Origin of the sequence: Alteromonas sp. MMG017 (assembly GCF_018100795.1) — a bacterium.
Taxonomy (GTDB): domain Bacteria; phylum Pseudomonadota; class Gammaproteobacteria; order Enterobacterales; family Alteromonadaceae; genus Alteromonas.
Window position 1 is genome coordinate 268,198 of sequence record NZ_JAGJDY010000007.1, and the last position, 20,581, is coordinate 288,778.

The window sequence follows — 20,581 nt, forward strand, 5'->3', positions numbered from 1 at the left end:
TTACCGCTCGTTTATCAACGGGCGACAAGTTGTTCATTAGTGCTTAAGTAATCCCACTCGCGCCTATTTATTAGTACCGCGAGTGAGCACAATCACCATCCGCATGGCGTTCAAGTCCGCTTCAAAGTAAATAAGGTTCACAACCGTATTCGGTGGTTTACCCGTTATGATGAATTGTTTTATTCGCAATTTGTGCCAAAGGGCGCACCATAGCGCCTAATTGCATCGCCTTGTCGCTTGATGCATTCCCGTCATGGGCCCGTTTTACCACCCCTTGCAGGATGGCCGCTAAACGGAAAAAACTAAACGCGAGGTAAAACGTCCAGTTGTCTATTTTGTCGATGCCCCGTCGTTTGCAATAGGCATTTACGTATTCTTCTTCACTAGGAATACCTAGCGCGTCTCTGTCTAACCCGCCTAAGCCGGAAGCGTGGGCAATGTCACTCGGTAAACGCAATTGCATGCATTGATAGGCTAAATCAGCATATGGATGCCCTAAGGTAGACAGTTCCCAATCAAGTACCGCAATCACTTTAGGTGCATCAAGGTTAGACATATCAAACATCATATTATCTAACCTAAAATCACCGTGAACTAAGGCTATCTGCCCGTCGTCTTCAGGCAAATTTTCTTCTAAATAGGTAATAAGCTGTTCGATGTCTTCAACGTGTTCTAGCTCAGACGCACGGTATTGTTGAGTCCAGCGGCTTAACTGACGTGAAAAGTAACTCCCGGGTTTGCCGTAACTCGTTAACCCAGCGGCTTCAATATCAACACTGTGCATTACTGCCAACACGCGGTTCATTTCATCGTACATGGCACCACGGGTTTTGGGGCTATCGACTTCCGGTAAGGCGCTGTTCCAATAGATGTCGCCCTCAACGTAAGCCATGATGTAAAACATACTGCCTATAATGTCGGCATCTTCACACAAGTGATAAACCTTAGGCACAGGTACTTCTGTATTACTGAGTGCATTAATCACGCGGTACTCGCGATCAACCGCATGGGCAGACTTAAGCAGTTTCCCCGGCGGTTGGCGACGCAGCACATAAACGCCAGAATCAGCATTTAATTTAAACGTAGGGTTAGATTGCCCACCAGAGAATTTCTCTGCCGACAATACCGTGCCTATTTCTGGGCACGCCTTATTTAAGTAGCGATTTAACGTGTCTATATCTAGTGTGTGCGTAGCCACAGATACTCCTTAAGCGTTCTTTTCGGCAATAAGATTGCGACCCAGTTGCATCATGTGCACTTGATCAGGGCCATCTGCTAAACGAATGGTTCTGGCGTACGCGTACATGGCTGACAAGGCGTAGTCTTGGCTTGTACCGGCAGCACCGTGTATTTGAATAGCTTCGTCAATAACCTTACACGCCATTTTAGGTGCAACAATTTTTATCGCTGCAATAATATCGCGAGAGACTTTATTGCCGTATCTGTCCATTTTATCGGCGGCTTTAAGTGTTAATAAGCGAGCTTGCTCAATGTCACAATGCATTTGCGCAATACTCTCTCGCACTGACTGCTGCTTGCTAAGTGGCTTACCAAACGCTTCACGCTGTTCTACACGCTCGCAGGCTAAATCTAAGGCGCGCTGCGCACAGCCAATTAAACGCATGCAGTGATGAATACGACCTGGCCCTAAGCGACCTTGTGCAATTTCAAAACCCCTGCCTTCACCAAGTAATAAGTTACTTACTGGAACACGCACGTTATCGAACAATACTTCCGCATGCCCTACTGGTTCATCAAAATAACCCATCGCAGCCATTGGGCGCACAATGGTGACCCCTTTAGTGTCCATTGGCACTAAAATTTGCGACTGTTGTTGATGGCGAGCAGCTTCAAAATCAGTTTTACCCATTACCACCATGATTTTGCAATTTTCGTTCATGGCACCACTGGTGTACCATTTGCGCCCGTTGATTACGTATTCATCGCCATCGCGGGTAATAGAGGTTTCAATATTAGTCGCATCACTTGAAGCTACTGCTGGCTCGGTCATGGCAAATGCCGAACGAATTTCGCCATTAAGCAACGGCTCTAGCCATTGTTTTTTTTGCTCTTCATTTCCGTACTTCGCCAATACTTCCATGTTGCCGGTATCTGGCGCGCTACAATTGAAAATTTCTGAGCTAAACAACACGCGCCCCATCTCTTCACATAAAGGGGCGTACTCAGCATTTGATAACCCAGCCCCATAAGGTTTGTATTCCTCTGGCAAGAATAGATTCCAAAGGCCCGCGTCTTTAGCGCGTTGTTTGAGGGTTTGCATCATATCGGGGGTTTGCCAACGGTTCTCACCATTTTCTACCGCGTGAACATATTCCTTTTCAATTGGGTACACTTCTTCTTGCATGAAGGCTCTTAATTTCGTTAAAAGCGTTTGTGTTCTTTCATTATATTCAAAGTTCATAACTGTCCTTATCCGCTGATAGCGCTGTTTAGCTGTATGTCACAGCGTGTAATCTATCCACAACATCTAAATGTGGTACGCTGTTGAAATTGTTCAGATGCACGCCGCGAGTATTCGCGAAGCACTGAGAAAAACTCGCATTTCTAATCTGCAAATTCATGTTAATAACCGTTGGGGCGTCGTATCCGAGTATGTGTTTTAACATCATGGCGATAGCACCACCTGAACTCACCACTAGCACTCGCTTAGCTTCTGAGCTTTGAAGTGCGCTTAGCATGGTGGCAACCCTGTCTTCGAAGCCCGCCCAACTTTCATCTAATAGGTTATGGTCCAGTTCATTGGCTGCCCATGCCAGCATGGCCTTTTTAAGCAAGCGATAATATTCAGCGCGAGACGCACCTTCGGGGACTTTTTGATCTGGGTATCGGGTTAAAAATGCCGTTGCCACAGCTTGGAAGTTAAATTCGTTCAGTTCACTGTTGATGTTTGCTTGGGGTAAAAAACCTGCCCCCTTTGCAATACCTTCGGCGGTCTCTCTGTGGCGCACCATGTCACCCATAAAAACACTATCGAAAGTAATATCGCGCTGCTTGAAATAGTGCCCAAGCCACTCGGACTGTTGTGCACCTAAGTCGCTGAGTTTGTCGTAGTTTGCTGCGCCAAAAGATGCTTGCCCGTGGCGTACTAGGTAGATGTCAGTCATACTACTCTCTGATGTTATCAATATGTTAACCATGGTAAGAAAAGTAGCGCCATAAGTTTAATTGATATTTTGAATGGGAATACATCATGTTAGGCTATGGGGAAATAAGGCGAATACACACGCCACAATGTCGTTAAAACGGGTCGTTAAAACGGTTGGTTTTCGAAATATGTGTACCATTGTTATAACGACTTAAAATTACTACAACACTAGGTTGTTACGTTCTTTTTTGCATAATGATGCAAAGCGTAAATTTACTGCTAAGGTTCTAGCTGTAGTCAAACGACGCTATTCGTTTGAAATGGGTTAGATGTTAGGTAAAAATAAAAATGAAAAAATTGCTGCCCAAGCACACACTTGTCGCACTAGGTGTTTCACTAGGTATTGCGGCGAGTTGCACATCTTCACTTGCTTACAGCCAAGATAGCGCCTTAGAGCACATTACTGTTCAGGCACAAAAAACGACACAAAATTTACAGGAAGTCCCTGTTGCGGTGACCGCCCTTTCCGGCGACGATCTAATCGAAACCGTAGTGAAAGACGTTTTTGATTTACAAAACTATGTACCAGCTTTTGGTGCTTTTCAAAATCAAAGCGTGACTAATTCAGGGTTTTCTATTCGCGGTATTGGCACATCTTCACAAAACTTCGGTTTCGAATCTTCTGTGGGTTTATATGTGGATGGGGTTTATCGTTCAAGGCAAAATGCCCTTATAAACGATTTAGTCGATATTGCCGCTATTGAAGTACTGCGCGGCCCCCAAGGCACCTTGTTTGGTAAAAATACTGCGGCAGGTGCAATGACACTTACCTCTGTGGCGCCAAGTCATACTGATACCGATGGGTTTGTAGAAGTACTGGCGGGCAATGATTCATTATTGAGAGTAAGCGTTGGCGCTTCGTTCTCACTGATTGATGATGTATTAGCCATGCGAATTTCAGGCTTTAAAACCGATGGTGATGGCTACATTACCGATGCCAATTCTGGGCAAAGTTTAAATAATAAAAATCGCTCAGCGGTAAAGGCTCAGTGGCTTTATACGCCAACAGAGAACGTGAGCGTTCGTATTATTGCCGATTACGGTGAGTTAAATGAGCGCTGTTGCGGTGCGCTTACTTGGCAAAATAATTTTCAAGCAAATGAAATCTCTGGCAAGTTTGGCACCGATGCGTTGCTTTCTCAGCCCCCCTTTAACGCCACTATTTACAGTACGAAGGATTTCTACGACTTCACCACATCGTTGTCTCAGCCCCCTCTTTCAAAAATGGAAGATAAAGGTGTTTCGGCTCAAATTGATGTAGCCCTTAATGCACAATGGTCTTTAGTGGGTATTACGGCTTATCGCGCTTTTGACAGTATAGATAGTATAGATACTGATTTTTCAGATGCGGACCTGTTAACCGCTACTAACGATGCAAAACAGCAATCTTTCTCTCAAGAGTTTAGATTGCATTATAGAAGCGATAAAATTCGTGGACTTGTGGGTGCATATTACTTCAGCCAAAATTTAGATTTAACCTTTAACACCACAACACAGTCGGAATTCGACAGCTTCTTTAGTATTGCAGGTGCCCAATTACTTCCCTTAGCAAATGCAATTGATGGACTCAGCGCAGCCACAGGCGGGTTGATCGCCCCTTCTGGGGCGGCTGCACCAAGCAATACCGTATTTATGCATACCGCAAATCAAGAACAAGACAGTGTTGCTCTTTTTGCTCAAGCTGACTGGTTGCTTTCTGATTCACTTACCTTTACGACTGGCCTGCGTTTTACCGATGAAAAGAAGTCGATAGATGGTAGGTACACCGAACAAGGCCCTGGCATTGATGGCTTAAACGGCGCCCCGGAAAGTAGACCGAATATAGGTGCTGCGGTGACAGCGTTGAATGATATTGGCGTAGCGCTTGTTACGGGTACTGCAATTAGTCCAACGTCGCTAAATGACCTAGCACCTTTTCAGCAACCAGGATGGGGATACTTTTTCTTAGGATCATCCGCGGTGCTCCCTCGGCCTGACTTAAACGAAGAAATAGATGATAGCCAGTTAACGGGCACAGTAAAGCTTGCTTACCAGCCTAATAAAAACCAGCTGATTTATGCCAGCTTGGCCACAGGTTATAAGGCAGGCGGCACCAATACCGATCGCATTTTACCGTCTTTGGATGCCACTTTTGAGGCTGAAAAGGCCCGCAGTGCAGAAATAGGGTTAAAACAGGACTGGCCTGAATATGGTGTGCGGGTAAATGTTGCGGCACATTATTCTACTATTAGAGATTTTCAAGCGACCACTTTTACTGGCACGGGGTTTAACCTACAAAACGCAGGCGACATTCATGTTAAAGGACTGGAGGTTGAAACTACTTGGTTGATAAGCGCAAATACAGAACTTCAGCTTAATGCATCACGTACGTTAGCCAATTTCGATACCTTCAAACAGGGTACATGTTGGGTGGCTTATTCATGGCATACAGGTATTGACGATCCGGGCAGAGCGTCACCTACCGACCCATATTGCGCACGAGACGGTGACAGGGTGGGCTTCGAGCCTCAAAACAGCTTTTCAGCTATGCTAGACCACCATTTTTCAGTGGCGAGTTACGACGCTACAATAAGCGCAGATTATCAATATACGGGCGATGTATATTTGGATGATTCGAACGACCCGTATAAACAGTCTGGTTCATACGAGATTATTAACGCTCGACTTGCACTTCATCTTGATGAATGGGACAGCGAAGTCATTGTATGGGCTCGAAATCTTTTAGATGAAGAATATATCGCCAGAAGCGGTTTTGATGTGCCAGTGCAAGAAGGAAAAATTATGGCTTACGCCGGCGCACCTCGCACCTTTGGTGTATCGGTAAGAAAGCGTTTTTAACGTTTGCCTTTGCTAAGTTAATGCGTTTTAAATATTTAAAAAAGCCCCATATTCTCGTTTCCTATGGGGCTGTCGATTTGCAGAGCTGTGTATATTAACCGCGAGTTCTACACTACTGCTTTAATGATGGTAGCTTTTGAGCTAGCACTGCATGGCACTGAGCGATAATCGACAACGCGATACTTTCAGGTAAATCGCCGCCAATATCAAACCCAGCCGGGCTAGCAAAGAAGCCCTGAAAGTCACTCTCTGTCACCCCAGCTAGCGCAAACATTTCTTCTTTACGATGAACAGGCCCCAACATTGCCACGTACTTCAGCGGGTGCCGACTTAATGTTGCTAAGGCTTTGCTGTCAATTTGACGGTGATGGGACATCAGCACCGCTGCATCGATATTATGCTCTGCGATATGCAACTTGAGTGCTTCCGCTTCAGTAGACTCGACAATAAAGTTAGCATCGGTAAAGTGCTCTACCCTTGCCTGTGCTGGCCTAGGATCCCACACACTCACCGACCATCCTTGCTGTACCGCCATCTTCACCACAAAGGTTGCATCGTATCCACCGCCAATAATAAGTAAGTGTGGAGGCGGTTGACAAGGTACTGTTAAAAAGCGCTTTCCGTTTTGGGTATCCAGTAAAGCAGCCACTTTTTTAGCTTCAGCCTTCACCAGAGGGGTAGTGCCAGCCGGCTCTCTTGAACTGGATTGTTGGCTGTCGCAAACACTAACAGAAGAGGAAAGCTGGCCATTGATTTCTTGCTTCCATAAGCAAGCCTTCCCACTTACCAAATGAGAATACACAGTATGTAACTGTAAATAATGATTATCGCTATTTACGGGCAGCAGCGCTAAATGCACAACCCCGCCACAGCCGACACCTAACTTAAAGGCAATATCTTCTTCGTCGTTATCATCATAAACCGCTGTGCGATACTTACCATCTTGCATTACCCGCTGGGCTTGCTTGTTGATATCTGACTCAAGGCAGCCCCCACTTAACACACCAAGCTGGTGCCCTGTGTCGCTGAACAACATCACAGCCCCGGCTTTTCTGTAACAAGAGCCTTCCGTTTTATAAATAAGCCCCAGCACCCACTGGTGAGAATCCTTTAGCGGATGCCACTGGGCTAAAAGGTGTATTAGCTGGTTACTCATTGCTCGGTTGATGCTTGCACAATAAATTGCGCTAAAGTATCTGGGTCTTGTGCGCCTGCAACACCATTATTGCCAATCACAAAAGTAGGCACACTTTGAATACCACGTTGCAACCATAAGTTCTCGTGCTCTCGAACCACATCGGCGTAAGTTTGATTGGCCAAAAGTTCACGTACCTCTTGCTCGTTTAACCCTACAGACACGGCTTCGCTCACTAACACGTCAGTATCGTTCACGTTTTTTCTTTCGCTGAAATATGCGGCAAACAAGCGTAATTTTAGCGCTTCTTGCTTACCTTTTTCCCCTGCATAGTGCAGCACTTGGTGTGCATTGAAGGTATTCGCCATGCGCATGCCGTCGAAGTAATCAAACTCAAAACCAACTGATGCACCTGCATCAATAAGTTGTTGTCGGTTTTGATCGCTTTGTACTGGTGTAAGCCCGTATTTTTCCATTATATGTTCACGAACGTCTTGGCCTTCTTGCGGCATGTTCGGATTAAGTTCAAACGGGTGGAATTGAATGGTTACTTCTATATCGTCTAATTGCGCGATGGCTTTTTGTAGACGTTCGTAACCAATAATGCACCAAGGGCAAACTACATCTGACACCATATCTATTGTTACTTTTTTCATTGCACCTCCAGCGCGAAGCCGTTAAATATTGTTGTTTTTTCAACACCTGATAAATGAATAATGCATTGTAGGGGTGAACCTTCCAGCTTCAACCAACATGGCTATTTTTACCGACCAATTCATCAAGTTCTTCGTTCACTAACTTCACAACAGCGTTAGACCACAGATGATAGCCCGCAACTTGCGGATGAAAACCGTCATCGGCCATGTAATTGTGTGTGTTGTTTGATTGGCTATTATCTATTGGATTTAGCGTTAGGGTGAGTACGTTAACCCCATGATATTTGTTCACCAGCTTTAGCAAGGCTGCATTAAGGTACTTCGCTTTTTGCCCTAATACCCACCGTAATGGTTGAGGTAGCGCGGGAAATTCGTGCATGGGAGGCAGCGCAGTAAATACAATAAACTTACACTGGTATCGCGCTTTTAGTATTTCAATTATTTGCGTTAGGTTGCTACGCCACTTCCGCAAAGAAGTAAAACCAGTAACATCATTAACCCCTATTGAAATTACCGCCACGTCAAACGCTCTGCATTCAATAGGCGTGTGGAAGTCATAGGTAGAATTGAGTATTTGAGTAGAAGTAAGTAGTGAAGGCGGCGTTGATTTAGAATCAACAGTAGGTTCAGAGTTTGGTTTAGCCCGCTGCAACATGGATAACAAATCAGTACTGTTAGCTCCTGTCTTGGCCTTTAACTCCCAATTAATGCAGTAATTTGCTGATAAGCTTTCCACTAGCCAGCCAGATAGTGCTTGTTTTTGGGTAGATACTCCCACACCAGCGGCGGCGGAATCTCCCGCAATTAATAACGCCAATGAAGATTTTGAATGCGCATGGTCTTTAAAATCTGCTTTGCTGGCGACCTTGTTAATGCAATGGCAACAGCCCACTCTACTGCCCGTAGGTTCCGGTAATTTGAGCGTTTTTTTCCTTACCCGCAAGCCTTGCACTAGCAAAATTGGAAAACTGACTATAATGAGTATGTTTAAGAGCAAAACCTTGAACGAGATCAATAAACACCTTACTAGTTTGCATTACTATCAATGATGAAATGGGTTTAACACGAAAGAAAGACACCGTGTATGTGGGTCTTTCGCTACTTTACTAGCAAACTAAGCAGAAGATAACTATGAATTCGCCAATTGAACAAGCCACAAGTACAATTACAAAGTATGCACAACAGGCGCCACGTTACACTTCTTACCCTACTGCACTTAAATTTGAGGCGGTGAATGACGGCTTATTAGAGAGCGCGTCTGAAAACTGTGGTGCCGATACCATAAGTTTGTATATTCACATCCCTTTCTGCGAAGCGCTTTGCTATTACTGTGGCTGCAATAAAATAGTGACCCGCCACAACGAAAAAGCCGACCATTACCTTAGCTATATTGAAAAAGAGATGATAGCGAAAAAGTCGCTATATAAAGATAAAAAAGTGGTAGCGCTTCATTTAGGTGGAGGTTCTCCTAGCTTCCTTTCAGCAATACAACATACCTATTTAATGTATTTAATTAAGAAACACTTTCTTATTTCCAGCGATGCAGAGTTTTCGATTGAGTTAGATCCTAGAAATGTGACTTGTGATTACTTAGAGGATTTAAATGAGTTAGGTTACACCCGCGTTAGCTTCGGTGTGCAAGATATTAATGTGGATGTTCAGCAGTCTATCAATCGGGTTCAAAGTACGGCTCACATTGCAAAATTAGTGTTTAGTGCAAAAAACATAGGCTATACCTCGGTTAATCTAGACTTGATTTATGGTTTACCCAAACAAACTATGGAGAAGTTCCGCACCACGGTAGTGGCGGTAAAAGCCATGTCTCCCGACCGAATCTCTCTTTTTAGTTATGCCCATTTACCCGATAGGTTCGCAGCCCAGCGAAAAATACCGTTAGATACTCTACCCACCCCTGATGAAAAAGCGGCACTGCACCAAATGGCAGTAGAGAGCTTTACTAAAACAGGTTTTGAGATGATTGGTTTAGATCACTTCGCTAAACCCAGTGATACTTTAGCCATGGCTAAGCACAACCATGTATTACACCGAAACTTTCAAGGCTACACTACCCATAAAAACAGTGACTTACTTGGTTTAGGTGTATCGGCTATTAGCACAATAGGCAATGCGTATGGTCAGAACCCTAAGCAACTTAAAGACTATTATAACCGGTTAGATAACGACTCACCGCTAACGGCCAATGGCATTGCGTTAAGCTTAGACGATCGTATCCGCCGAGATGTGATCATGTCTTTAATGTGCAATTTGTATTTAGACAAAAAAGACATTGAAGATAAGTACGATATTAACTTCAATGGCTATTTCTGTATTGAATTAACAAGCCTTAAATCCTTAGTGGCCGACGGTATTATTGAGCTTAGCGACCGTTATATTAGTGTTCCAGATAAGTCTCGCATTTACATAAGAGCAATATGTGCAAGGTTCGATGCTTACCTTAATAAAGACCATCATATCTCGCGCTATTCTACTGCGATTTAGGAAGCAGGAGTTCAGATCGCGAGGATTTATATCGCGAGAATGGAGGTCGTGGGAATTTAGATCGCGGAAATATCAAACGCCTCGCTTTAAAGCGCGCTGCACATCTACTGAAGTTTGAACCTGGCCACCACGGACAAACCAGGTTCAAGTTTCAACCTTTCAATCGATAAAGTACTTACTCTGGCATATAGCGTTTGATCACCGTGGGTAAGCATTACGATTGCGGTTTGAAGTTGCTGGCTGTTAGATTGCGGGTTGTTTGATTGCAGTATTTTAGGGTGATAAATTTTCACCACCTCGCACGGTAGCGCATTCAAAATACTACTAGAGGGTACGTTCACTTGTGTATTGGTATCGATACTCACTTCACTGGCAAAAACGGCTATTTTTCCTCGCACTTGACGCGGGTTCGAGTTTAGCCCATGTTCAGTGTAGTTATTTTGTTCGTTATCACTTTGAACGGTCGCTTTAGCGTACAATATATTGCCGCTTACGTTTAAACGAGTAAACGGGTGAGGAAAATCATCCGAGTTCCGAATTATCTCACCTTCTAATATGGCACAGGGGTTTTCTACGCTACCTTGGCTGGCGATTTTTGCCATAACGTAAGCTACTGAGCCGGTTACGTCTACCACCCCATCTACAATAGCTATTAGCCCATCACAAAATAAGGCTAAGTCTTGAACATCGTGAGACACCATGATCAATTTTATATTTAAGCGCCCACAGGTTTTTACTAAAAATCGTAGGATTTTACTGCGTAACGTAGCATCTAATGCGCTTAACGACTCATCAAGCATTAACACATCTGGCCCATTAACTAGTGCTCGCGCTAACGCCACTCGCTGCGCTTCGCCACCTGAAAGGCTATCTATTGATTTATGCAACAAGTGTTCGCACTCACACCCAGCAAGGGCATGCTCTACCGCTAACGCTTTGCTGCCTGCATGACGTTGCGCCAGTGCTAAATTACCTTTTACATTTACATGAGGAAATAGCATAGGTTGTTGGAATACTAAGCCCACTCGCACGGGGGCAAGCGCGCTATTTTTGTTTATCGCGTTTACCGTCTTTGTAGCTGAACCCGCTTTAGCGTTAGCTATTGATTTAGCGCCTTCGCCAAACCAATTAACACTTACCGTCGCTTCAGGCTCGAACCCCGCTAACGCGCGAAGCAAGCTGCTTTTTCCGGCACCTGACGGCCCGGTAATACCCACAACTTGCATGGAATCTGGCAACTCAGCTTTCGCACTAATGCGGTTTACTAACGAGACATTGAACTCCAACCTTGCCCTCCTTTTCCATTAAAGCGATACAGCAGCGTAAGCAGCAAAAATGAAAACAGCAGTAGCCCTAACGAAAGTGCATGTGCTTGGCCATATTCTAAGGCTTCAACATGCTCATACAACGCAATTGAGAGCACTTGGGTTTCACCTGGAATATTGCCTCCAATCATTAGCACCACACCAAATTCACCTATGGTATGGGCAAAGCTAAGGCCAAATGCCACTATAAACGGCGCTTTGCACAAGGGGAGTATGATGCGAAAAAACGTCTCAATTTTTCCAAAACCTAATGAATGCGCCACTTCAACATACCGTTTATCGAGTTGAGTAAAGCCGCTATACAGCGGCTGTAACGCAAAAGGGAGCGAGTAAATAAAAGAGCCTATTACTAAGCCATCAAAACTAAACGCAAGTTGATGGCCGGTGAGCCATTGCCACCCTTCTCCTACTGGGCTTTGCGGCGAAAACGCCACCAGCAGGTAAAACCCGAGCACTGTGGGCGGAAGTACCAAGGGTAATGCAAGCACCGACATAAACACGGGTTTTAATTTATGCTGCCAATTTGCTAACTTCCACGCCAAAGGCGTAACCAGTACCATTAATAGCACACTGGTTAAAAACGCCAATTTTAGGGTTAAGCCTACTGCGGCAAAGGCGTTATTCTCTAGCATTTACGGTAAGCCTCTAGTGGCACTGCTGTCTACTTTTTTGCTCTCACTAATACGCGAATTTCCGCTAACCGGTGGTGAATCATTAGCGGGTTGGTAACCCCAATTGGGTAAGTTTTCCTGTACTTCTAACGACAATAAATAACGAGAAAATGCTGACGCTGCGGCTTTTCTATCGGCGGCAGCAGTAACCGCAAGGCTTTGTAATATAGGCTGATGCAGGGTATCGGGAATGAGTAATGCCGTAGCAGCACGCCCATTAGCATTACGCCCACCAGCCTCTTTAATTTGCTTATCCGCCAGTGTAAGTGAGTATGCCACCAAGGCATAGTCGGCGTTACCTGTAGTAAAAAACTGATAGGTTTGAAGTACGTTTTTCCCCATCACAATATGCGGGGAAACCGTGTTCCATTGCTTGGTATTAACAAGATACTGTTTTGCTGCGTTGCCATAAGGAGCAAGTTTAGGGTTTGCGATAGCCAGCTTTTTCCCAGCCAAGGAAGCAGCGGTAAAATTAGGTATTGAAGCTGTGGTATTCGATAACAGAAAGGCCAACCTACCTTTAGCATAAACATGCACATCTTCACCGTTAACACGCCCGGCCTCTACCAACGCATTTGGCCTAGCAGTATCGGCAGAGAGGAATACATCGAACTGTGCACCATGGGTAAGCTGTGCAAATAGGGTTCCACTGGAAGAAACGGTAACACTGACTTCCTGCCCGCTTTTCTTAAAATAATCATTGGCGATGTTTCGTAAGGGCTTGGCAAAATTTGCGGCTACTGCTACCCGTAATGGCGAAGACAAGATGGGCACTGCTTTGCCATAATTAGCGGAATCATTATCCGAATCAAGATACGTGTTTGATACTGACGCATTGCACGCAAAGCTCAGAGTAAAAAAGACAACAGGCAGAAACGTACCCGCGCTGCCTTTAAGTTTACCTACTCCCGTGCTCAAACTCGCGGGTATTATTCGTGAACAAGCAAGTATCTTTGCGCTAACCGCCATTTCTATTTTTCTCGTAACCAAGCCAAAGCGGCCTTGTCGTCTGAGGCTTTTACCTCAACCCAACGTGAATCATCTCGGGTAAACTCTTTTTTCCACAAGGGGACAGATTGCTTAAGCATATCCATTAGAAAGTTAGCGCCTTCAAAGGCCGCGGCGCGATGGGGTGCGGCTGCACCCACCCATACTATCTGCTCGTCGTTATACAATCGGCCAACACGGTGCACCGCGCCTGCCGAGGTTAGCGAAAATCGAGTGATGGCTTGTTGCACTAAGTCGGTTAAGGCTTGCTCTGTCATGCCAGGGTAATGCTCAAGCTCAATGCCTAAAATATTGCCATCGACATTGTTGTCGCGCACTAAACCAGTAAAGGTAACAATAGCGCCTACGTTGCCTTTCGCTTTTTGGCTAGCTTCTTGGCGTAAGCGATTATATAACCATTGTTGATCGAAGTCGGCATCGCCAATTAATGCAAACATGATTATCCCCCCGTTACTGGTGGGAAAAAGGCAAGTTCATCACCTGGTTGAACATGAGTTTGTATATCGCACAGTTGCTGGTTTCGCGCCATTAGTACACTGCTATTATCGCTATCAGCAGTGGCACCAAGGGCTTGCACCCATTTGTCACTTCGGCTTTTTAGCAAAGTAATAACATCCCCCATAGTGACGATGTTATCAGGCAGCGTTAAGGTAAAGCTGCCCTCTTGGGTAATTTCACGTAATTGCGCAAAGGTTTTCACGGTTACATTCATGTTGATTCCTATGAAGGTAAATTACTCACCTAATGGGTTCTTGTCTTTGATATGGCTGCTAACTGGTTCACCGATAGATTGCCAATGCCCCGTTTTACCGCCTTTTTTATCGAGCACTTGAATGCCTTCTAAGCGCATACCAGGATCGATAGCTTTACACATATCAAACAAGGTAAGCAAAGCCACGTTAACGCCGGTAAGGGCTTCCATTTCCACCCCTGTCTTTCCACTTAGCTTACAAAAACAAGTGGTTTTTATACGGTTATTTTCCGGCTCAATGGCAAAGTTAATATCGACTTTCGAGAGCGCTAGTGGATGGCACAAAGGAATAAGATCGGCACATCGCTTTGCGCCCTGAATACCTGCAATACGTGCAACGGCAAATACATCGCCCTTAGCAATAGTAGCATTGCTTATTTGGCTGATAACCTCTGCGCTAGCATATAAATAGCCTTGAGCAGTGGCTTCTCTGACCGTTACCGCCTTATCACTAACATCCACCATGTTAGCTTCGCCGCCCGCGTTTAAATGACTAAATGTGGCCATTACGACACCAAGTGTTTAACGAAATTACAAGGTTTGAAATCGACATCTAATTGGCTAGCAATGATTTTTTCCCAACCGGTTTTACAGGCACCTGTAGAACCTGGTAAACAAAAGATGACGGTATTATTGGCAAAGCCCGCAATAGCGCGAGATTGAATGGTAGAAGTACCAATTTCTTCGTAGCTTACTTGGCGAAACAATTCACCGAATCCATCAACCTGTTTATCGAATAAAACACTGATAGCTTCTGGCGTAGAGTCTCTATGCGTGAAGCCGGTGCCACCGGTAATTAATATTCCGTGAATGTCGGGGTTTGCTATCCACGCTGACACTATAGCGCGTTGCTGATAGATATCGTCTTTTACTAAGGCTCTGTCGCCTAAGTTATGCCCAGCTGTTTCTAATGCGCCAGTTAAATAATCCCCTGACTTATCGTTTTCAAGTGTGCGGGTGTCAGAAATGGTAAGTACCGCCAAATTAAGCGGCTGACTAACTACAGACATAAGAAATCCTAAATTGATATGCGACATTTATTCAGGCTTTGATAAAGTACGCCTAATTAATACATCATGTTACGTTCAGCTTACCACATTGATGTATGCGGCAACATATACTGCACTAGCGGCGCTTCGGTTTTTTAGTCCGGCGCTGCGTTTTTACAAGGCGTCGATTTTAAAAGCTTATTTTGTAAAATGCAGCGCCTAATCTGAAAATTGTTGTGTGTTGGTCGTATGACGCATTGCCATGTACCAATATGATTTAAAATAGTGGTAGGGCTTAAAAGCACAACGTGAACAACACCAATTCATCTATAAGGGTACTGCGTAAATGAAAACCCCGCTATCAACTAAGCAGGTAATGCGATACAACCGACAAATTGTGCTGCCTCAAATTGATATAGATGGGCAGGAATTGTTGGCATCGTCTCGCGTTCTACTGATTGGTGTAGGTGGTTTAGGTAATGCGGCGGCTACAAGCTTATGTGGCAGTGGTGTGGGCAAAATTACACTCATAGACAACGATATTGTTGAACACACCAACCTTCCCCGCCAAACCTTGTTCGATGAAAGCCAAATTGGACAGTCAAAAGTGATGGCGGCAAAAGCTAGGCTGGCGCAAATAAATAGCGATTGCGACATTGTAGGTATTGAAGCGAGTTTGCAACCAGATAACACGCCACTAACTCGCGAAGACGACTTTGGGGTAAATAGCTCTGGTGCAGAACGCACTGAGATAGATAGCTGTGGGATTGGCGGCTCTGGAGTATATGCTACTAAGACAGATTCTACAGAAATAGAGAAAACTGAAATAACTACCCACAAACTGTTTAGCGAGCACGACATTGTGCTGGATTGTACCGATAACACGCAAAGCCGCGACCTCATAAACCGCTTATGTTATAAACACGGCGTACCTTTAATTTCCGGTGCGGCCATTCGCTTTGAAGGTCAATTATTTGTAGCCAAACCTGGCGAGAGCCAATGCTATGCGTGCTTACGCAGGTTGTTTAGCGCTCCCGAATTAAGCTGTACAGAAGCAGGCATTTTTTCGCCCATCGTGAATATTGTAGGCACCTACCAAGCGCTGCTTGCCATGCAAGTACTGATGGGAGTAGGTTCAGTGCCGCTGAATACCTTGTTAACCTTCGACGGCTTACAACATGAATGGCAACAATGGACCTTACCAAATACTATGCAGTGTGATGTTTGCGGTGAGCAAAATAAAGATACCGACAATAACGACGGTAGCGCATGACAGTAATGATAAGTATCAGCGATACGCTAAAGTAAGCGCTAAAGTAAGCGCTTATACAACAGCTTAGATGAGCGATTGCGAAACCATCAGCAACAAATAACGACATGAATAACAACGAACTAAAAAGAGAGAGTTATGACAACTAAGGTTGTTAAACAACATATTGTCGTGGCGCAAAACGCCTCTGGCAGAAACATGAATGTACCTATTTACCGAATGCGAGGCGCAAGACCCGGCCCCACCGTATACATTCAAAGCTCGATACATGGCGCCGAAGTGCAAGGTAACGTAGTGATTTACCACCTTATCCAACGCTTAAAAGACATGGATATTTGTGGTGAAGTTATCTTGGTACCCAATTGCAACCCTGTGGGCACGAATATAAAAGCCGGTGAGTACACCATGGGCCGCTTCGATCCAGTAAACGGCACCAATTGGAACCGAGGCTATCATTTCGACAAAGACAGTGTTGAGCAATTTGCTAACACCGTCACTCCAGAAGAGTCGGTACAAGGCATAAAACAACGTTTCAGAACGTTTTTATCAAGCGCCATTGATACTAAACTTGCCACACCTTGGGGTTTAGGCTTAGCGCAGCAACTTAACTTAAAATTACAGCAATTAGCAGTGAATGCTGATTTTGTACTAGATTTACATAACGGCCCTGTTTCCACACGCCATATTTATGTGCCTGAGTATGCTAAGCCCAGCGCTAGCCTATTCAATATTCCCCACTGCATTTTTATTCCCAACGTTTTCGCTGGCGCATTAGACGAAGCGACTTTTTGCCCATGGTGGTCGCTACAAGAAAGTATTGTAGCAAACCTGCAGCGAAGTATTGAATTTAACGTTGAAGCTTTTACGCTTGAAATGGGTAGCCAAGAGGTGATTAATTTCACCGAAGGCGATGTGGATGCGCTAAGTATACTCAGTTACTTAAACGCAAAAGGCGCACTGCATAATTGTGATGTTAAGCCTGACGATATGACTCGGTTGGGAGTAATGCTGAAAGACTATAAAACCCTGTTTACTGACTGGGGCGGTATGGTGGAATACATGGCAAAACCGGGGAAAACTATTAAGGCTGGTGAGCCCCTAGCTAAAATTCTAAATATTGACGAGCTTGATAACGATAATGGCAGCCGTTTATTGAACGCCCCATGCGATTTAATACCTATTTTGCACTTTCCGTCGGCATCGGTATTAAGTGGCACACAGCTATATAAAGTATTTACTAATTACGAAACGCTCACCTAGCTAAGGTAATTCGCGTGGTTGCTTGCGAGATTGCGCAAGATTATATAGGAGCACTAATGTCTTCGTATTAGTGCTCAAATGCGCCTTTCTGTAAAAAATGTATAGTTTGATTTGCCACTTCTTCGCTATATCGCATTTGAGAATGGCCAACCTCGATGGTGATAAAATCACTCATGCCTTCCAATTTGGTTGATTCTACTGATACCAAACCATCGTTTGGCCCCTTGAACCTGTCGTTCGTTAAACCCAATGGCTTGGTGCCGGCAATAACGCCTATATTGAAATCTATTGCATCAAGGTTATTGCCCAAGCTTCTTGTGCCTGTTACCAACGCACGACTAACTCCGCCACCTAGGCTCATCAACCAAGAATCACTATAGTAGTCGGCCAGTTCACTGCCTTTGTTTGGCGTACCGATTAGTACTACCTCACCCACATCCACAGCTTCTAACGCTTCTTCGTGGTTTTGCAGATACGCCCTAATGACTAAACCACCAAGGGAGTGCCCTACAAAATGTACTTTGGGGGCATTTTGTAAGCACGCATCAATTTGGCTGGATGTTTCATCTAATACCGACGCCACACTAACCCCTATGGTAGCGTAGTCTAATCGACATACTTTATAGTTCGCGTGTTCTAAGCGCTGGGCAAAACGCCACATCGCCCAATCACTTCGCCCTAATCCATGGGCTAGCACCACCAGATCATCATCCACTTGGTAGTTAAGGGACTTTGCTTCAGAATTAGCACAACCCGCAGTATGAAAAAGCAATAGCAATAAAACCGTTACAGCAACGGTTTTTGTAGTCGTTAAAAGGAACATTATTAAACCTAAATTTTTACGCACCTAACCGAGAACATATAACTCTTTTTGAGTTTGGCGCGGCGAATTTCTCCTTTATGAGAGTTCCACCACGAATATGCAAGTGTTCTAGCAAACGCCTCTTTTTCAGTTGCATTGCTGCTTGTCCAAAACTCAGTATACATGCCTTGGGTAATATACCAATTACCCAACTTCACACCCGCTGGCGTGGCAGAAAATTTATACTTATTTACTTGGGACTGGTCAAAACGCTTAAACACTGTATTTGGTTGTGAAGCTTTAAGTGTAATCGCAATGTCGTTTTCGCCTCTCCACCCTTCTTTATCCAGATCAGATTCGGCAATACCAATAGCAGACTCCAGCGCTTTCCAGTCTTCATCTGATGCAACTCGCCACCCCACAGGGCAAATATTTCGGGCGTCAGAAACATCATTCCAATCATAAAGCCTGCCATAGCTTGATAGGTTTTTGTCGTTATCATCAGGAATGAAGCCCGTATTTACCGCAGTGCCATCCTGAAATTTAGTCGACCTTAAATTTTCAGCCAGCCATACTCTATCGCCAATATTAACTGTACGATAAACGTTGCCCTCAACATCTTGTATTGCACCTTGATCAGAGCTTTGTTCCGAGCTTTGAACAGCCTGCTGAGTATCGGCAAACTTACTACTATCGTTAGCCGATGAATTCATTGTAATTAACATACTGATACCCACACCCAAAATTAATCTTTTCATCTTTTAGCCCAAACACAAAGCGTCTTACTTGTTAAATTAAAGCGGCCAATCAATAGCGGTTTCTTTTTCAGAAAGCGACCACAATCGAGTTAACGCGTCTTTTTGCAAAACAAATGATTCAAGCTTACCCTCACCTACTGGACCACCAAAATTCATGATGCCAGTTGGCCCATAATAAGCACGCTCTTTTAAGTTTTCTTCGGTTGCACACATTACCTCTGGGTAAGCGCCTTTTTCAGCGGTTTGCGCTAAGCCGATTTTAACCATAAATGCCCAAGAGATCCGCGTCATAAAGCTCGCGCTTTCCCTGATAAGGGATGTATTAGAAGCCCCAGGGTGGCAAACGTAGACCTTCACATTCTTCCCAGCCGCTTTGATTTTATCTTGCAGTTCATAGGCAAACATCATTTGAGCTAGCTTACTTTGGCTATACACTTTATTTGGGTGGTAGTTTTTGTCCCAATTCATGTCATCGAATTGAATGGCTTTTAAACCCATTTTATGGCCTTCACTAGACACCACTACAATTCTGCCATGTGATGCGTCAATTCTTTCAAAAAGCAAACCACATAATAGAAAGTGACCGTAATGATTTACCCCTAACTGACTTTCAAACCCGTCAACGGTAAGCTGTTGCGTGGCGATTTGAGCGATTGCGCCATTACACATCAGTGCATCGATTTTAGGCACCTTTTCTAATATTTCTTTCGACGCGCGCCTTACTGACGCCAATTCCGCTAAATCTAATTGTATAAAGCTAACTTTAGCTTCATCACCAAATTCACTTTTTAGCCGGGCTATGGCAGCTTCCGATTTGCTAGGGTTACGGTTTAGCATTACCACACTAGCCCCTTTCGATAGCAAGATTCGCGTAGCCTGAAATCCTGCGCCGGTATTTGCGCCAGTGATGAGAAACGTTTTTTCCGTAAGAGATCCTAAACGCTCGGGAGTCCAGCCTTTAGGGCCAAATTGGTTGTTAGTCGCCATAAAATTACCTGCCAAAGTTGATTACGCGGTCACCGACTAGCCTGAGGTAAGCTCTATTAAAAGATTGGTGACGCGCTTAAGGTTTAAGCTGCTCTATGTAGTTCATTATAGTATTCTAATACAAGATTTAGCAGGCGTAATAGTCGCTAAAAACTGCCTATTTGTATCAAAATAGTTATATTTAGCGCATTTACTCTAACCCATAGCAAGTGAATGACTACTGCGGTAATTTAGAATTTATCAAACTAAAATAACTTCACACAAACACTGTTTTTTTATACAGCCAAGGATTCAGTTGCATATACTCGATCTATTACGGAATTTTTCCGCCTTTCTCATGGTGTGGTTTAGGGGTTATTAATAATGACTTGCCATTCAGAAACTTAAAAAATAGACTTGGTTAATAAATCAATGAAATATGGAAATTTTCCACCTTGCATAAAGGATTTTTTCCGTACACTAAATT

The 20,581-nt window shown here is 44.3% G+C and carries 20 protein-coding genes; 4 read left to right on the plus strand and 16 right to left on the minus strand.

What is annotated here, in order from left to right:
* Window positions 1–157: 157 nt before the first annotated feature.
* From J8L84_RS13090 to J8L84_RS13100, 3 genes are read right to left on the minus strand one after another with little or no spacing between them, the layout of a single operon-like run.
* Window positions 158–1,198, minus strand: a complete 1,041-nt coding sequence (locus tag J8L84_RS13090) for a phosphotransferase family protein (protein WP_211071075.1) — start codon at window positions 1,196–1,198, stop codon at window positions 158–160.
* A 9-nt stretch (window positions 1,199–1,207) separates the two neighbouring features.
* Window positions 1,208–2,422, minus strand: coding sequence for an acyl-CoA dehydrogenase family protein (locus J8L84_RS13095; RefSeq protein ID WP_211071076.1), 1,215 nt, complete (start codon window positions 2,420–2,422; stop codon window positions 1,208–1,210).
* 28 nt (window positions 2,423–2,450) lie between these two features.
* Entirely contained in the window at window positions 2,451–3,125 is a 675-nt protein-coding gene (locus tag J8L84_RS13100; RefSeq protein ID WP_211071077.1) for a histidine phosphatase family protein, read from the minus strand.
* A gap of 329 nt (window positions 3,126–3,454) precedes the next feature.
* On the opposite strand from J8L84_RS13100, the gene J8L84_RS13105 reads away from it, so the two are divergent.
* Window positions 3,455–6,004, plus strand: a complete 2,550-nt coding sequence (locus J8L84_RS13105; RefSeq protein ID WP_211071078.1) for a TonB-dependent receptor — start codon at window positions 3,455–3,457, stop codon at window positions 6,002–6,004.
* Between the two features lie 112 nt (window positions 6,005–6,116).
* On the opposite strand, the gene J8L84_RS13110 is transcribed toward J8L84_RS13105, so the two are convergent.
* The 3 genes from J8L84_RS13110 to J8L84_RS13120 all read right to left on the minus strand — a co-directional run bounded on the left by J8L84_RS13110 (window position 6,117) and on the right by J8L84_RS13120 (window position 8,687).
* Window positions 6,117–7,160, minus strand: a complete 1,044-nt coding sequence (locus J8L84_RS13110) for an XdhC/CoxI family protein (protein ID WP_211071079.1) — start codon at window positions 7,158–7,160, stop codon at window positions 6,117–6,119.
* Entirely contained in the window at window positions 7,157–7,795 is a 639-nt protein-coding gene (locus tag J8L84_RS13115; RefSeq protein WP_211071080.1) for a DsbA family oxidoreductase, read from the minus strand. Before J8L84_RS13115 ends, J8L84_RS13110 begins: the two co-directional genes overlap by 4 nt.
* Window positions 7,796–7,883: 88 nt before the next feature.
* Window positions 7,884–8,687, minus strand: coding sequence for an SGNH/GDSL hydrolase family protein (locus tag J8L84_RS13120; protein WP_211071081.1), 804 nt, complete (start codon window positions 8,685–8,687; stop codon window positions 7,884–7,886).
* Between the two features lie 239 nt (window positions 8,688–8,926).
* Between J8L84_RS13120 and hemN the strand changes: the two genes are divergently transcribed.
* Window positions 8,927–10,294 (plus strand): oxygen-independent coproporphyrinogen III oxidase, encoded by a 1,368-nt coding sequence (gene hemN / locus J8L84_RS13125; RefSeq protein WP_211071082.1) that lies wholly within the window; start codon window positions 8,927–8,929, stop codon window positions 10,292–10,294.
* Between the two features lie 104 nt (window positions 10,295–10,398).
* Here the strand turns inward: hemN and J8L84_RS13130 are convergent, their stop codons facing one another.
* The 7 genes from J8L84_RS13130 to moaB are packed head-to-tail and all read right to left on the minus strand — an operon-like array spanning window position 10,399 to window position 15,059.
* Window positions 10,399–11,580 (minus strand): ATP-binding cassette domain-containing protein, encoded by a 1,182-nt coding sequence (locus J8L84_RS13130; RefSeq protein WP_211071083.1) that lies wholly within the window; start codon window positions 11,578–11,580, stop codon window positions 10,399–10,401.
* On the minus strand, window positions 11,559–12,251 hold the full coding sequence (gene modB, locus J8L84_RS13135) for a molybdate ABC transporter permease subunit (RefSeq protein WP_211071084.1): 693 nt from the start codon (window positions 12,249–12,251) through the stop codon (window positions 11,559–11,561). The genes J8L84_RS13130 and modB overlap by 22 nt, the downstream gene beginning before the upstream one ends.
* Window positions 12,252–13,280, minus strand: a complete 1,029-nt coding sequence (modA, locus tag J8L84_RS13140) for a molybdate ABC transporter substrate-binding protein (RefSeq protein ID WP_211071085.1) — start codon at window positions 13,278–13,280, stop codon at window positions 12,252–12,254.
* A complete protein-coding gene (locus J8L84_RS13145) occupies window positions 13,262–13,735 on the minus strand; it encodes a molybdenum cofactor biosynthesis protein MoaE (RefSeq protein ID WP_211071086.1) in 474 nt (157 codons plus the stop codon). The genes modA and J8L84_RS13145 overlap by 19 nt, the downstream gene beginning before the upstream one ends.
* 2 nt (window positions 13,736–13,737) lie before the next feature.
* Window positions 13,738–14,010 (minus strand): MoaD/ThiS family protein, encoded by a 273-nt coding sequence (locus tag J8L84_RS13150; protein WP_211071087.1) that lies wholly within the window; start codon window positions 14,008–14,010, stop codon window positions 13,738–13,740.
* Between the two features lie 21 nt (window positions 14,011–14,031).
* Window positions 14,032–14,556, minus strand: a complete 525-nt coding sequence (gene moaC, locus J8L84_RS13155) for a cyclic pyranopterin monophosphate synthase MoaC (protein ID WP_211071088.1) — start codon at window positions 14,554–14,556, stop codon at window positions 14,032–14,034.
* Complete coding sequence (gene moaB, locus J8L84_RS13160) at window positions 14,556–15,059, minus strand: molybdenum cofactor biosynthesis protein B (RefSeq protein ID WP_061997063.1); 504 nt, start codon at window positions 15,057–15,059, stop codon at window positions 14,556–14,558. Before moaB ends, moaC begins: the two co-directional genes overlap by 1 nt.
* A gap of 325 nt (window positions 15,060–15,384) precedes the next feature.
* Here moaB and J8L84_RS13165 point away from each other — a divergent pair, with 325 nt between their 5' ends.
* A complete protein-coding gene (locus J8L84_RS13165) occupies window positions 15,385–16,311 on the plus strand; it encodes a ThiF family adenylyltransferase (RefSeq protein WP_211071089.1) in 927 nt (308 codons plus the stop codon).
* 135 nt (window positions 16,312–16,446) lie between these two features.
* Window positions 16,447–17,568, plus strand: a complete 1,122-nt coding sequence (locus J8L84_RS13170; RefSeq protein WP_211071090.1) for a succinylglutamate desuccinylase/aspartoacylase family protein — start codon at window positions 16,447–16,449, stop codon at window positions 17,566–17,568.
* Window positions 17,569–17,635: 67 nt separating this feature from the next.
* Here the strand turns inward: J8L84_RS13170 and J8L84_RS13175 are convergent, their stop codons facing one another.
* The 3 genes from J8L84_RS13175 to J8L84_RS13185 are packed head-to-tail and all read right to left on the minus strand — an operon-like array spanning window position 17,636 to window position 20,115.
* The gene (locus J8L84_RS13175; RefSeq protein ID WP_211071091.1) at window positions 17,636–18,391 is read right to left on the minus strand and encodes an alpha/beta fold hydrolase; all 756 of its coding nucleotides are present in this window, start codon (window positions 18,389–18,391) and stop codon (window positions 17,636–17,638) included.
* An 8-nt stretch (window positions 18,392–18,399) separates the two neighbouring features.
* Complete coding sequence (locus J8L84_RS13180; RefSeq protein WP_247670765.1) at window positions 18,400–19,128, minus strand: fibrobacter succinogenes major paralogous domain-containing protein; 729 nt, start codon at window positions 19,126–19,128, stop codon at window positions 18,400–18,402.
* A 36-nt stretch (window positions 19,129–19,164) separates the two neighbouring features.
* Complete coding sequence (locus J8L84_RS13185) at window positions 19,165–20,115, minus strand: SDR family oxidoreductase (RefSeq protein ID WP_211071092.1); 951 nt, start codon at window positions 20,113–20,115, stop codon at window positions 19,165–19,167.
* Window positions 20,116–20,581 lie beyond the last annotated feature (466 nt).

What these genes read in the sequence shown, in the direction of transcription:
- J8L84_RS13095 (WP_211071076.1), bottom strand. Translation starts at nt 2,422, where the DNA reads ATGAACTTTGAATATAATGAAAGAACACAAACGCTTTTAACGAAATTA.
- J8L84_RS13100 (WP_211071077.1), bottom strand. Translation starts at nt 3,125, where the DNA reads ATGACTGACATCTACCTAGTACGCCACGGGCAAGCATCTTTTGGCGCA.
- J8L84_RS13105 (WP_211071078.1), top strand. Translation starts at nt 3,455, where the DNA reads ATGAAAAAATTGCTGCCCAAGCACACACTTGTCGCACTAGGTGTTTCA.
- J8L84_RS13110 (WP_211071079.1), bottom strand. Translation starts at nt 7,160, where the DNA reads ATGAGTAACCAGCTAATACACCTTTTAGCCCAGTGGCATCCGCTAAAG.
- J8L84_RS13115 (WP_211071080.1), bottom strand. Translation starts at nt 7,795, where the DNA reads ATGAAAAAAGTAACAATAGATATGGTGTCAGATGTAGTTTGCCCTTGG.
- hemN (WP_211071082.1), top strand. Translation starts at nt 8,927, where the DNA reads ATGAATTCGCCAATTGAACAAGCCACAAGTACAATTACAAAGTATGCA.
- modB (WP_211071084.1), bottom strand. Translation starts at nt 12,251, where the DNA reads ATGCTAGAGAATAACGCCTTTGCCGCAGTAGGCTTAACCCTAAAATTG.
- J8L84_RS13145 (WP_211071086.1), bottom strand. Translation starts at nt 13,735, where the DNA reads ATGTTTGCATTAATTGGCGATGCCGACTTCGATCAACAATGGTTATAT.
- J8L84_RS13150 (WP_211071087.1), bottom strand. Translation starts at nt 14,010, where the DNA reads ATGAATGTAACCGTGAAAACCTTTGCGCAATTACGTGAAATTACCCAA.
- moaC (WP_211071088.1), bottom strand. Translation starts at nt 14,556, where the DNA reads ATGGCCACATTTAGTCATTTAAACGCGGGCGGCGAAGCTAACATGGTG.
- moaB (WP_061997063.1), bottom strand. Translation starts at nt 15,059, where the DNA reads ATGTCTGTAGTTAGTCAGCCGCTTAATTTGGCGGTACTTACCATTTCT.
- J8L84_RS13165 (WP_211071089.1), top strand. Translation starts at nt 15,385, where the DNA reads ATGAAAACCCCGCTATCAACTAAGCAGGTAATGCGATACAACCGACAA.
- J8L84_RS13170 (WP_211071090.1), top strand. Translation starts at nt 16,447, where the DNA reads ATGACAACTAAGGTTGTTAAACAACATATTGTCGTGGCGCAAAACGCC.
- J8L84_RS13175 (WP_211071091.1), bottom strand. Translation starts at nt 18,391, where the DNA reads ATGTTCCTTTTAACGACTACAAAAACCGTTGCTGTAACGGTTTTATTG.
- J8L84_RS13180 (WP_247670765.1), bottom strand. Translation starts at nt 19,128, where the DNA reads ATGAAAAGATTAATTTTGGGTGTGGGTATCAGTATGTTAATTACAATG.
- J8L84_RS13185 (WP_211071092.1), bottom strand. Translation starts at nt 20,115, where the DNA reads ATGGCGACTAACAACCAATTTGGCCCTAAAGGCTGGACTCCCGAGCGT.